At 38.2% G+C, this 12647-nt stretch carries 12 protein-coding genes; 3 read left to right on the top strand and 9 right to left on the bottom strand.

Translation table 11 applies throughout. From position 1 onward, the window contains the following. Positions 1-8: 8 nt before the first annotated feature. Positions 9-425, bottom strand: a complete 417-nt coding sequence (locus tag RCJ96_RS05150) for a YoqO family protein (protein ID WP_254848874.1) — start codon at positions 423-425, stop codon at positions 9-11. A gap of 115 nt (positions 426-540) precedes the next feature. Here RCJ96_RS05150 and RCJ96_RS05145 point away from each other — a divergent pair, with 115 nt between their 5' ends. The 3 genes from RCJ96_RS05145 to RCJ96_RS05135 all read left to right on the top strand — a co-directional run bounded on the left by RCJ96_RS05145 (position 541) and on the right by RCJ96_RS05135 (position 3047). Next, positions 541-1926 carry a hypothetical protein gene (locus RCJ96_RS05145; RefSeq protein ID WP_074606267.1) on the top strand — a complete coding sequence of 462 codons (1386 nt, stop codon included), beginning with the start codon at positions 541-543 and terminating at the stop codon, positions 1924-1926. A gap of 166 nt (positions 1927-2092) precedes the next feature. Continuing rightward, positions 2093-2347 carry a YbeF family protein gene (locus RCJ96_RS05140; RefSeq protein ID WP_001003918.1) on the top strand — a complete coding sequence of 85 codons (255 nt, stop codon included), beginning with the start codon at positions 2093-2095 and terminating at the stop codon, positions 2345-2347. A 22-nt stretch (positions 2348-2369) separates the two neighbouring features. After that, positions 2370-3047, top strand: a complete 678-nt coding sequence (locus RCJ96_RS05135; RefSeq protein ID WP_416503906.1) for an HAD family hydrolase — start codon at positions 2370-2372, stop codon at positions 3045-3047. 39 nt (positions 3048-3086) lie between these two features. Here RCJ96_RS05135 and pyrE read toward each other — a convergent pair whose 3' ends face one another. From pyrE to pyrB, 8 genes are read right to left on the bottom strand one after another with little or no spacing between them, the layout of a single operon-like run. Further along, positions 3087-3719 carry an orotate phosphoribosyltransferase gene (pyrE, locus tag RCJ96_RS05130; RefSeq protein ID WP_000711449.1) on the bottom strand — a complete coding sequence of 211 codons (633 nt, stop codon included), beginning with the start codon at positions 3717-3719 and terminating at the stop codon, positions 3087-3089. After that, positions 3716-4432, bottom strand: a complete 717-nt coding sequence (gene pyrF / locus RCJ96_RS05125) for an orotidine-5'-phosphate decarboxylase (RefSeq protein ID WP_000083496.1) — start codon at positions 4430-4432, stop codon at positions 3716-3718. Before pyrF ends, pyrE begins: the two co-directional genes overlap by 4 nt. Then, positions 4417-5346 carry a dihydroorotate oxidase B catalytic subunit gene (pyrD, locus tag RCJ96_RS05120; RefSeq protein ID WP_001081057.1) on the bottom strand — a complete coding sequence of 310 codons (930 nt, stop codon included), beginning with the start codon at positions 5344-5346 and terminating at the stop codon, positions 4417-4419. Before pyrD ends, pyrF begins: the two co-directional genes overlap by 16 nt. Next, on the bottom strand, positions 5343-6122 hold the full coding sequence (gene pyrK / locus RCJ96_RS05115) for a dihydroorotate oxidase B electron transfer subunit (protein ID WP_074606271.1): 780 nt from the start codon (positions 6120-6122) through the stop codon (positions 5343-5345). Before pyrK ends, pyrD begins: the two co-directional genes overlap by 4 nt. Beyond that, on the bottom strand, positions 6119-9337 hold the full coding sequence (gene carB / locus RCJ96_RS05110) for a carbamoyl-phosphate synthase large subunit (protein ID WP_048557651.1): 3219 nt from the start codon (positions 9335-9337) through the stop codon (positions 6119-6121). Before carB ends, pyrK begins: the two co-directional genes overlap by 4 nt. Next, on the bottom strand, positions 9322-10419 hold the full coding sequence (locus RCJ96_RS05105; RefSeq protein WP_000828682.1) for a carbamoyl phosphate synthase small subunit: 1098 nt from the start codon (positions 10417-10419) through the stop codon (positions 9322-9324). Before RCJ96_RS05105 ends, carB begins: the two co-directional genes overlap by 16 nt. After that, positions 10416-11702 (bottom strand): dihydroorotase, encoded by a 1287-nt coding sequence (pyrC, locus tag RCJ96_RS05100; protein WP_001108374.1) that lies wholly within the window; start codon positions 11700-11702, stop codon positions 10416-10418. The genes RCJ96_RS05105 and pyrC overlap by 4 nt, the downstream gene beginning before the upstream one ends. After that, complete coding sequence (gene pyrB / locus RCJ96_RS05095) at positions 11686-12600, bottom strand: aspartate carbamoyltransferase (RefSeq protein WP_000018857.1); 915 nt, start codon at positions 12598-12600, stop codon at positions 11686-11688. Before pyrB ends, pyrC begins: the two co-directional genes overlap by 17 nt. Between the last annotated feature and the right edge of the window lie 47 nt (positions 12601-12647).

The following is a 12647-nucleotide window of genomic DNA, read 5'->3' as shown; positions in this document are numbered from 1 at the left end:
CCCCCATTCTACCTCTCCTTTAATATGTAACTTGCTATGTTTATGACAATTCTTAGAAAAACAACAACGACAATTACAAAATAAAGACCTTTTGCAGAAGACATCCACTCTTGAAAAATAGACATTTTCTCCATTTGTTTCTGCCCTTCTATTAAAATAAATCCTACAAAAATTGAGCAAACAACAATGATACCTATCATAATTCCGATGCTTTTCTTACTATATTGTTTCATATCATCCCAGTTATATAACAGTACAAAAACAAATCCGAAAACAGGTATAATACTGATCCATTCATTGTTTGTAAACAGGTTTAAAATAATTAATAGACTACAAGATATGATAAATCCCCAAAATTCAATTTTTTTTGCGCATAAACCCGCCCTAAATTCCATTTTTAGGATTAATTGTATTGTAACATCCATTTATCATTCTTACCATTACAGTACATGAAATTTCACTTTTTCTTTTTCCTATACTCACATACTTACCCTACTTTCATACAATAAACTACACGAATGCCTAAAGGATGTGAATGTTATGGGAGTTGAATTAACGCTATTACACGCTCTCTATGTTATTTGTTTACTCACCATTATTACCTTTTTTATTTTCCGAAAGGATACGACGATTATTTGTATCGTTTTCATCTTTTTATTAGCATTAACTGCTACAAGTTCTATCCCTCTTGCCGTTAGCGGCATTTTTCAAAGTTTTATTTACGCTATTACTGAGCTATTACCAACTATATTAATCATTTCCATTATCGTATCCATGAGCAATTTACTCGTTCATACCGGCATAAATGATACAATGATTTCACCATTTACAAAGATGATTCGTACCCCTACCCTCGCCTACTGGATTATCGGTCTTTTGATGATGACAATTTCTTTCTTCTTTTGGCCCTCTCCAGCTGTTGCCTTAATGGGAGCTATTTTATTACCGGTTGCTGTACGTGTCGGCCTTCCGCCAATTGGAGTGGCAATTGCTATGAACTTATTCGGTCATGGGATTGCTTTATCCGGCGACTTCGTTATACAAGGCGCACCAAAATTAACCGCAGACGCTGCTGGTCTTCCTGTTTCTAGCGTTGTTTCTGCAAGTGTTCCACTCGTTATCGTTATGGGCATTGTGACAACTTCCGTCGCTTTTTTCTTCTTACGAAAAGAATTTCATACAGGCTTATCTATACAAGAGTCTATTTCATCAACTGCGTCTTCTAAAACGCTCACTTCATTATCTCCTCGGACAAAAAAATGGCTCGCTATTTGTATTCCGATCGTATATGCCATCGATATCCTCTGCATGATTCAATTTAAACTACAAGGAAGCGATGCAACGGCACTTATCGGCGGGACGACTGTTATTATGATTATCATCATTTCTCTCATCGCCTATAAAGGCAATGGACTGAATAAAACGACCGATTATTTTATAGAAGGTCTCCAATTTGGATTTAAAATTTTCGGACCAGTTATTCCAATCGCTGCACTCTTTTATTTAGGAGATAGCGGCTTTGTGAAAATTATCGGGGACTATTTACCGAAAGGTTCACACGGAATCATTAACGACCTAGGGATCGCCTTATCTCAAACTGTTCCTTTAAATCAATATGTATCAGCTGGAACTTTAACTATCGTTGGTGTTATAACAGGATTAGATGGATCTGGCTTTTCCGGTATATCGCTTGCTGGTTCCATTGCAAATCTTTTCGGCACAGCACTTGGTCATGGAACAGCTACATTAACAGCTCTCGGACAAATTGCAGCTATATGGACCGGGGGTGGGACGTTAATTCCTTGGGCACTTATTCCTGCCGCTGCGATTTGTAAAGTCGATCCATTTGAACTTGCACGCCGAAATTTTTTACCAGTTATGATTGGCTTAATTGTCACCACGATCGTTGCGATGTTTATTTTATAACGTAAGCAAGTGTTCTCTTGCTTACGTTTTTTATTGTAAAATTCATCATGAATTACTGACTTTCAAAAGGTATTCATTATTACTTAGCGAAATTATATTAAGAGAGTATTTAGTTTTAAACGTTTACGAGAAACGGATTACTGCAATTAGAAAAGGGGACATACCTATGAATGAATTGATTTTCGTCTTATTAATTTGTCCATTATTTATCTTTATCGTATCTGTTATTGGAACACGCAAAACGAAAACGTATTACGTAATGCCGATTGTAACGTTTGCTAGTTTTTTAATAATAGGTGTTATCGCCTTTACTCCAAAATTTTTCTTTTGGGTTGGCATGTACAGCATCTTCTCGTTTATCGTTTCTTATATGACGCTATTGTTTGTGAGAGGATATGAGGTTGTGGAAAACGTTAAATAGTTATTAGCAAGGAGATTGTCATATGATTTTCTTTGATATTGATGGAACTTTACTTGATTATGAGGCTGCTGAAAGAAATGGTATTATAGATTTTTTTCAAATATATAATACTATTTTTTCAGGCAATAAATTAGAGGCAACGAAAGTCTGGCATGAATTATCAGAAGAATATTTCAACAAATTTTTATCCAGGGAATTATCTTTTCAAGAACAACAAGTAATGCGAATGGATCATTTATTTAAAACATATGGAGTAAACCTATCACCCGAAGAATCTCAGAATAGATTCAATCAATATATAGAACTATATAAGAACAGCTGGACCCTGTTTGAAGATGTACTCTATACATTACAAAGTTTACAGCAAAAAGGACACTCATTAGGTATCATTAGTAATGGTGAATATGAACAACAAATCGAAAAATTAACAGCCTTAAACATTCTACAGTATTTCAAATATATTTTTACTTCTAGTGAAATTGGGGTATCAAAACCAGACCCTGAAATGTTTCACAAGGTCGTATTACAATTGAATCTTGAAATGAAAGATTGCTATTATATTGGCGATCGATTAGAGACTGATGCAATTAGTAGTACAGCAGCTGGAATGCAAGGGGTATGGTTAAATCGGGATAACTCGCAACTCAAATGTGGTGTTCCTACTATCTGTTCGTTACATGAAATTATAACAATGATATAAAAAGACGACCGCGTTCCCCCGCAGTCGTCTTTTTTCGTGTTACGCTGTGATCCAAGCTTCGTTAGCTGGATTTTTACGCCACTCTTGTAATTTTTTCGTTTCAGCTTGTCCGATCATACCTTTTTCTGCTGCAACTTCAGTTAATGCACTGTAATCACTTAAAGAATATGATGCTACGTTCGCTGCTTCTAACTTTTCTTTTCCTGCTTCTAGCTCGTATGTGAAGATTGATACGATTCCTAATACTTCACAGCCAGCTTCGCGAAGTGCTTCTACACATGTAATTGCACTGCCGCCAGTTGAAATTAAGTCTTCTACTACTACTACTTTTTGACCTTTTTCAGCTTTTCCTTCGATTTGGTTCCCTTTACCGTGACCTTTTGCTTTACTACGTACGTAGCACATTGGTAAATCCATACGATCACTTACCCATGCAGCGTGCGCAATACCAGCAGTTGCTGTTCCTGCAATAACTTCTACAGTTGGGAAGTGCTCTTTAATTAACTCTTCTAATCCAGCTGCAATCGCTTGACGTACTTTCGGATAAGATAAAGTTAAACGGTTATCACAATAAATTGGTGATTTCATACCTGAAGACCATGTGAATGGATCATTCGGTTGTAAAAATACTGCTCCAATTTCTAATAAATGCGATGCGATTTCTTTTTTCATACTGTTACACCTTCCCACTGTTGTTTTACTGTTTTATACGCTTCAAGCGGATTTTCTGCTTTTGTAATACTACGTCCAACTACGATATAGCTTGAGCCAAGTTCCCTCGCACGTTTCGGTGTTGCTACGCGCACCTGATCATTTACATCATCGCTTGCAAGACGAATCCCCGGTGTTACTGTTACAAATTCATTTCCGCATACTTCACGTAATTTTGGAACTTCAAGTGTTGAGCAAACAACGCCATCAAGTCCACTTTCTTTCGTTAGTTTTGCATAATGAGCAACCGCTTCTTCTAACGTTTTCTCAATGCCGATCTCTTTTTTCATCATAGCTTCCGAAGTGCTTGTTAGTTGTGTAACTGCAATACAAATCGGTCTCTCTTTTCCTTCTTGCTTACCTTCCTCTAATCCCTCAATCGCAGCTTTCATCATACTGCTTCCCCCAGCAGCATGAACATTTACCATATCAACATCTAGACTAGCTAGGCTACGCATAGCGCTTTTTACTGTATTTGGAATATCATGAAGTTTTAAATCTAGAAAAATCTTATGTCCTTTTTCTTTTAAGTACGTAATAATTGCAGGGCCTTCTTTGTAAAATAACTCCATACCAACTTTGACAAATAACTCTTCCCCTTCAAAGTGGCGCAAGAATTGTTCTACATCTTGTTTCCCTGGGAAATCTAGTGCAACGATTAACGACTGTGACATGTTTGCTTCCAGCTCCTTCCTTGACATTCCGAAATGTGATCAAATCCTAATTCATCTAGTAATGCTGGTAACTCTTCAATAATTGTCGGACATACGAACGGATCGATAAAGTTCGCTGTACCTACTGCCACTGCGCTTGCGCCAGCGTAGAAGAATTCGATTACATCTTCCGCTGTTTCAATACCACCCATTCCGATAATTGGAATGTTAACCGCTTGACTTACTTCATGTACCATACGAATTGCTACTGGCTTAATCGCAGGACCTGATAATCCGCCTGTACGGTTTGCTAAAATTGGTTTAGCTGTTTTTAAATCTAGACGCATACCAAGCAATGTATTAATCATCGTTAAACCATCTGCACCTGCATTTTCAATCGCTTTTGCAATTTCCACAATGTTTGCCACGTTCGGTGACAACTTCACGTATACAGGTACTTCAGAAACCTCTTTTACTCGCTTCGTTAAATCAGCAGCAATTTCAGGATTTGTACCAAAGGCGATACCACCTGTTTTTACGTTTGGACAAGAAATATTTAATTCCAGTGCATGGACATTAGGCGCTTTAGAAATTTCCTTTGCAACCGCTACGTAATCCTCAGCTTGTGAACCTGCAACGTTTGCAATGATTGGAAGGTCAAATTGTTCTAACCATGGTAATTCAGAATTCATTACTTTTTCTAATCCTGGGTTTTGAAGTCCGATTGCATTTAACATGCCGCCCGGTGTTTCAGCAACACGAGGCGTAGGATTTCCATAGCGTGGTTGTTCTGTCGTCGCTTTAATCATGATTGATCCTAGTACACTTAAATCGTAAAACTGTGCATATTCACGACCAAACCCAAAGCATCCAGATGCTGGTATAATTGGATTTTTTAATGATAATCCCGGTAATTCAACTTGCAATCTGTTCATAGTACAACCTCCCCGATTGGAAATACTGGTCCGTCGCTACACACCTTCTTGTAAGAATGTCCACTTGGATCTTCTTGTAAGTGGCATACACATGCGAAACAAGCTCCAATACCACAGCCCATACGTTCTTCTAATGAAATATAGGCTTTTTTCTCTTTGTAACGTCCTTCTAATGCACGAAGCATCGCTAACGGACCACATGAATAAAGAATATCAAAGTCAATTCCGTAATGATCAATTACATCTGTGACAAATCCTTTTGTACCGTGTGTACCGTCTACTGTCGCAACGTACGTATCACCAAGTTCTGCAAATTTTTCTTCATAGAAAACTACATCTTTCGTTTGAAAACCTAAGATGTGAATCACACGTACACCTTTTGCAACGAGGCGCTGTGATAATTCATAAAGTGGTGGTACACCAATCCCCCCGCCTACTAGTAAAGCTGTTTGACCAGCTTCTGCTTCTTCTACAGGAAAACCGTGTCCTAATGGTCCTAATACATCTACCACTTCACCTTGTTTTCTAGTTGCTAATGTTTTTGTCCCTTGTCCTTCCGCACGATATAGCATTGTAAATTCGTTCTTCTCTTGATCTACATTACAAATACTAATTGGGCGGCGCAGAAGGGGCGCAATGCCCTCTGCTACCTTAATGTGTACAAACTGCCCTGGTTCGTTCATTTGCTGTACTAAAGTTCCTTGAAGCACTAATTCGTAAATGTTCTTTGCGATTTCTTTTTGATTAACGACGATCATATTTTGCTTTTGCATCATGCATGTACCACCTCGTGACGCTTTGTTTGCGTAATTTCTTTCATTGAATGAGCTGAGAATGTCATAGATTCTAATACTCGTAAGATTGCTCTCGTTGTATCAAGTGATGTTAAGCAAGCTACACCATTTTCTACTGATTCACGGCGAATGCGGAAACCATCACGCGCTGGTTGTTTGCCTTTTGTTAATGTATTGATTACAAACTGTGCTTTTCCTTGGCGGATAATATCTAGTAAGTTGTAGTCCTCAGAATCAATTTTGTTTACAACTTGTACTGGGATATTTTGCTCTGTTAACGATTTTGCTGTTCCAGCTGTTGCTAATAAGTTATAGCCGATTTCATGGAAACGTTTTGCAATTTCCATCGCCTCTTCTTTATCTTTATCCGCTACAGTAATGATTACTGATCCGTGCGTTGGGATGTTAATTCCAGAAGCAACTAACCCTTTGTATAATGCTTTTTCAAGCGTTAAATCTTTTCCCATTACTTCCCCTGTTGATTTCATTTCAGGTCCTAATGTTGTATCCACTGAGCGTAATTTCGCGAATGAGAATACCGGAGCTTTTACATATACTTCTTTCTCTTCTGGGTGATAGCCCGTTCCGTATCCTTGCTCTACTAGGTCTTGCCCTAGAATAACTTTCGTTGCAACGTTTGCCATTGGTACACCTGTAATTTTACTTAAGAATGGTACTGTACGGCTCGCACGTGGATTTACTTCAATTACGTACACTTGATCTTCGAATACGACAAACTGGATATTTAGTAATCCAACAATGTTTAATCCTTTTCCAAGTGCAATTGTATGTTCAATAATTTGTTCTTTTAATTTTTCAGATAAGCTTTGTGGTGGATATACTCCAATTGAGTCACCAGAGTGAACTCCAGCGCGTTCAATATGTTCCATAATACCTGGAATGAATACATTCTCACCGTCTGAAATTGCATCTACTTCAATTTCTTTACCGACCATGTAACGGTCGATTAATACTGGGTGATCTGCGTGAACTTTAACTGCATTTTTCATGTAGTGCAGTAGTTCTTCTTGACGATATACGATTTCCATCGCACGTCCACCTAGTACGTAAGATGGTCTTACTAATACTGGGTAACCAATTTCTTCTGCGATTGCTACCGCTTGTTCTACAGTCGTTGCTGTTTTACCAACTGGTTGTGGGATACCAAGTTTTGTTAAAGCAGCTTCGAATTTATCTCGATCTTCTGCACGGTCTAAGTCTTCAAGTGATGTTCCTAAAATCTTTACACCATGTTCTTCTAATTTTGCCGCTAAGTTAATCGCCGTTTGTCCACCGAACTGAACGATAACACCTTCTGGTTTTTCTAAATCGATGATGTGCATTACATCTTCAATCGTTAATGGTTCAAAGTATAATTTGTCAGAAATACTGAAGTCTGTTGAAACAGTTTCTGGGTTATTGTTAATGATAATCGCTTCATATCCAGCTTCTTTAATTGCCCATACTGAGTGAACTGTTGCATAGTCAAACTCAACACCTTGACCAATGCGGATCGGACCAGATCCTAGAACTACTACACTCTTACGATCTGTTACAATTGATTCGTTTTCCTCAGCGTATGTGCTGTAGTAATACGGTGTTGCAGATTCAAACTCTGCCGCACAAGTATCTACCATTTTGAATACTGGCGTCATATTATTTTCTTTACGCATATCGTAAATTTCGCGCTCCGTTTTGTTCCAAGCTGCTGCGATGTAGTGATCGCTGAAGCCCATTTCTTTTGCGGTTTGTAGTACTTCCATATTTCCTACATTCGCTTTTACTTCGCGTTCCATATTTACGATGTTTTCAACTTTTTGTAAGAAGAAGAAGTCCATTTCACACCATTCGTTAATCTCTTCTTTCGTTACACCTTGACGAATTGCTTCTGCTACGATAAACAGTCGCTCATCATCTGCTTTAATAATGCGTTTTTTCATTGTTTCTTTATCAAGTTCTTTTAAGTGATCTAATTCTAAGTGATAAATGCCAAGCTCTAAAGAACGAACCGCTTTTAATAATGATTCTTCTAAGTTACGTCCGATTGACATAACCTCACCAGTTGCTTTCATTTGCGTTCCAAGTGTTCTGTTCGCTGATTCAAACTTATCAAATGGCCAGCGTGGAATTTTTGAAACAACATAGTCTAATGCTGGCTCGAAGCAAGCGTAAGTTTTTTGTGTTACTGGGTTTACGATTTCATCTAATGTTAAGCCGACTGCAATTTTCGCTGCTAATTTCGCAATTGGATATCCAGTTGCTTTAGATGCTAATGCAGATGAACGACTTACACGTGGGTTTACTTCGATTACATAGTATTGGAAGCTATATGGATCTAGTGCAAGCTGAACGTTACATCCACCTTCAATTCCTAGTGCACGAATGATTCGTAATGAAGTATTACGTAACATTTGGTATTCACGGTCGCTTAGCGTTTGGCTCGGTGCTACAACGATAGAATCACCTGTATGAACACCAACTGGATCGATGTTTTCCATGTTACATACTACAATCGCGTTATCATTTGAATCACGCATTACTTCATATTCAATTTCTTTACAACCAGCAATACTTTTCTCTAATAAACATTGTGTTACTGGGCTATGTTTTAAACCACTTGTTACGATTTCAATTAACTCTTCTTCGTTATGGCAAATTCCGCCGCCCGTTCCGCCTAATGTAAATGCTGGACGAACGATTACTGGATAACCAATTTCGTTTACAAAGCCATATGCTTCATCAAGGTTATGAATAATTTCACTTGGTGGTGTTGGTTCATTTAAATCTTGCATTAATGTACGGAATAAATCACGATCTTCCGCTTGCTCGATTGCTGATAATTTTGTTCCTAAAATTTCAACTCCGCACTCTTCAAGTACGCCTGATTTTGCAAGTTCAACAGCCATGTTTAAACCTGTTTGACCACCTAATGTTGGTAAGATTGCATCTGGACGTTCTTTACGAATGATTCGGCTTACAAATTCTAATGTTAAAGGCTCAATGTATACTTTATCTGCTGTTGCAGTATCTGTCATAATTGTTGCTGGGTTAGAGTTAACAAGGATTACTTTGTAACCTTCCTCTTTAAGAGATTGACAAGCTTGTGTTCCAGAGTAGTCAAACTCCGCTGCTTGCCCAATTACAATTGGTCCTGATCCGATTACTAAAATTGTGTTAATGTCTAGGCGTTTTGGCATAACTCTTCCCCTTCTTTCTTGAAGTTTTCAATCATTGTTAAGAAATCTTCGAATAAATCATTTGCATCTTCTGGTCCTGCTGAAGCTTCTGGATGGTATTGAACTGTAAATGCTGGGAACTTCTTATGACGAAGACCTTCTACTGTTCCATCATTTAAAGCAACATGTGTAATTTCAAGTTCTGTATTTTCAACTGATTCTTCTTCTACTGCGTAACCATGGTTTTGAGATGTAATTGCTACTTTTCCAGTTGCAAGATTTTTTACTGGATGGTTTAACCCACGGTGGCCGAATTTTAACTTACTTGTATTCGCACCAGATGCTAGCGCGAACAATTGATGTCCTAGGCAAATTCCGAATAAAGGAACTTTACCGATAATGTCTTTTAACATTTCAATTGCTTCTGGTACATCTTTTGGATCCCCAGGTCCGTTACTTAACATAATCCCATCTGGACTAAGGCGTAAAATTTCTTCGGCTGTTGTGTTGTAAGGAACTACAATTACATCACAATCACGTTTATTTAATTCTCTTAAAATACCATGTTTCATACCGAAGTCTACTAATACAACACGATGTCCGCGGCCTGGGCTTGGGTATGGATCTTTCGTTGATACGCGTTTCACATGGTCTGTAAATACTGTCGCTTTTAATTGGCTTACGATGTACTCTACATCTGCATCCATGTTACAAAGGCGTCCGCGTAATGTACCGTATTGACGAATTTTTCTCGTTAATTTTCTCGTATCAATTCCTGCTAATCCTGGAATGTTTCTTTCTTTTAAGTAGTCATTTAACGAAATTTCATTACGGAAGTTTGATGGGTGATCACAAATTTCGTTTACGATTAAACCATTTACAGATGGGTGAATCGATTCAAAATCGTCACGGTTGATGCCGTAGTTTCCGATTAATGGGTACGTGAATGTTACAATTTGACCGCAATATGATGGATCAGATAATGTTTCTTGATATCCAGTCATTCCTGTTGTAAATACAACCTCACCTGACTTTTCGATTTCTCCTCCGAAACCTGTTCCAATTAATACTGTTCCATCTTCTAAGATAAGTTGTCTTTTCATACTAATGCACTCTCCTTTTGCCATGCGATCTTACCACCAACGATTGTCATTACCGGCCATCCTTGGCATTTCCAACCTGCGAATGGTGTATTTTTTCCTTTTGATAAGAATGTTGTTGGGTCAATCTCTTCTTCTTGTTCTAAATCAATGATTGTAATATCAGCTGTTCTACCTTCTTTCAGGCGACCTGCTTCTAAGCCGAATGTATCAGCTGGCTTTTCTGTTAAGAATTGAATTAATTGTTCTAATGTAATAATTCCTTTTTTCACAAGGTTTGTGTATAAAAGCGGGAATGCTGTTTCAAAACCAGTAATTCCGAATGGTGCTCTTTCAATTCCTTGTGCTTTCTCTTCTGCTGTATGCGGTGCATGATCAGTTGCGATCATATCGATTGTTCCATCTAATAAACCTTCAATTAATGCTGCATGATCTTCTTTTCCACGAAGCGGTGGGTTCATTTTAAAGTTAGGGTCAGCTGATGGGATATCATCTTCACATAACACTAGGTGATGAGGTGTTACTTCTGCTGTTACTTTAATTCCAGCGCGCTTTGCATCACGGATTACACGTACAGAGCCTTTCGTACTTACGTGACATACGTGATAGTGACAATCTGCCGCTTCAGCAAGCAGTATATCCCTTGCAATATGTACAGATTCACATACTGATGGGATACCGTTTAATCCGTGTTTCTCAGAAAACTTCCCTTCATGTACACAACCTTTATTAATAAGAGTATTCTCTTCACAGTGCGCAACTACTGCCATATTTAATTTCGCTGCACGTTTCATAGCAGCTAACATCATGCTAGCATCTTGTACGCCTACACCGTCATCAGTGAAAGCAAATGCTCCAAGTTCTTTTAACGTTTCGAAATCTGTCATTTCAGAACCCGCTTGACGTACTGTAATTGCTCCATATGGTAATACGTTAACATGCGCTTTTTCTTTAATACGATTTTGTAAGTCTTCCATATGTTCTCTACAATCTGGTACTGGACGTGTATTTGGCATTGCGCAAATTGTAGTGAATCCACCTTTTGCCGCTGCTAATGTACCTGTTTCAATTGTTTCTTTATGTTCACCACCTGGTTCACGAAGGTGTACGTGTACATCTACTAATCCAGGTGCGATTAACTTTCCGTTCACATCGATTACTTCAGCATTATCTGCCGTAATATTTTCTGCTACTTTAGCGATTTTACCGTCTTGTACGAGAAGATCTGTTGCTACGATTTTTCCTTCTTCATTCATATAACGACCATTTTTAAACAAATAATTCATGTTTCATTCCTCCTAATACATTTGGTAAGGCGCGTTTTAGTACAGCCATTCTTACGTAAACTCCATTTTCCATTTGTTTAAATATGCGTGAACGCTCACACTCAACAAGTTCACTTGCAATTTCAACATCACGGTTTACAGGAGCTGGATGCATAATAATGCTTCCTTCTTTCATACGCTTTTCTCTTTCCACTGTTAATCCGTGTTTCTCATGATACTCTTTCATAATGTCTGTTTCATAATGATCATGACGCTCATGTTGTACACGGAGTAACATCATTACGTCCACTTCTGGAACAAGTTCATCCAATGATTTGTATGTTCCAAATGTGTTGTCTTCATCTTTCCATTCTTCTGGACTTGCAAAGTAAATTGTTGCACCCAGCTTCGTTAATGCTTCTGCATTAGAACGTGCTACTCGGCTATGACGAACATCTCCTACTATCGCAATCTTCAAACCTTCAAATCTTCCAAACTCTTGTTTAATGGTAAGAAGATCGAGCAGGCACTGTGTTGGATGATTTCCACATCCATCTCCAGCGTTTAAGATTGGAATATTCACCTGATCTTTTAGTTCATCGAAGTAGCGATCTTGCTCATGGCGGATGACCACTGCTTTTGTTCCGATTGATTCTAGTGTTCTTATCGTATCGTATAAAGTTTCTCCTTTTTGTACGCTAGATGCATCAGCTGAAAAGTTTAAAACATCAAGTCCTAATCTCTTCTCAGCAACTTCAAAGCTAAATCTCGTTCTCGTACTATTCTCAAAGAACAAGTTTGCAACAAAAGTTTGCTCTGTCGTTTTGCTCTCTTTCCCATTCGCAAAATCTTCTGCGTCTTTTAGGATTTCTGAAATTTCTACTTCCGATAATTCACTCATCGTTAACAAATGGCTCATCGTCATCCCTCATCTTTCTGATTTTTATGTTACCACTTTTGTATTTT

The organism is Bacillus sp. BSL6 (genome assembly GCF_052928345.1).
This window is presented reverse-complemented; position numbering and strand designations above follow the sequence as displayed.

What these genes read in the sequence shown, in the direction of transcription:
- RCJ96_RS05140 (WP_001003918.1), top strand. Translation starts at nt 2,093, where the DNA reads ATGAATGAATTGATTTTCGTCTTATTAATTTGTCCATTATTTATCTTT.
- carB (WP_048557651.1), bottom strand. Translation starts at nt 9,337, where the DNA reads ATGCCAAAACGCCTAGACATTAACACAATTTTAGTAATCGGATCAGGA.
- pyrE (WP_000711449.1), bottom strand. Translation starts at nt 3,719, where the DNA reads ATGAAAAAAGAAATCGCATCGCATTTATTAGAAATTGGAGCAGTATTT.
- RCJ96_RS05145 (WP_074606267.1), top strand. Translation starts at nt 541, where the DNA reads ATGGGAGTTGAATTAACGCTATTACACGCTCTCTATGTTATTTGTTTA.
- pyrK (WP_074606271.1), bottom strand. Translation starts at nt 6,122, where the DNA reads ATGATGCAAAAGCAAAATATGATCGTCGTTAATCAAAAAGAAATCGCA.
- pyrD (WP_001081057.1), bottom strand. Translation starts at nt 5,346, where the DNA reads ATGAACAGATTGCAAGTTGAATTACCGGGATTATCATTAAAAAATCCA.
- RCJ96_RS05105 (WP_000828682.1), bottom strand. Translation starts at nt 10,419, where the DNA reads ATGAAAAGACAACTTATCTTAGAAGATGGAACAGTATTAATTGGAACA.
- pyrF (WP_000083496.1), bottom strand. Translation starts at nt 4,432, where the DNA reads ATGTCACAGTCGTTAATCGTTGCACTAGATTTCCCAGGGAAACAAGAT.
- pyrB (WP_000018857.1), bottom strand. Translation starts at nt 12,600, where the DNA reads ATGAGCCATTTGTTAACGATGAGTGAATTATCGGAAGTAGAAATTTCA.
- RCJ96_RS05150 (WP_254848874.1), bottom strand. Translation starts at nt 425, where the DNA reads ATGGATGTTACAATACAATTAATCCTAAAAATGGAATTTAGGGCGGGT.
- RCJ96_RS05135 (WP_416503906.1), top strand. Translation starts at nt 2,370, where the DNA reads ATGATTTTCTTTGATATTGATGGAACTTTACTTGATTATGAGGCTGCT.
- pyrC (WP_001108374.1), bottom strand. Translation starts at nt 11,702, where the DNA reads ATGAATTATTTGTTTAAAAATGGTCGTTATATGAATGAAGAAGGAAAA.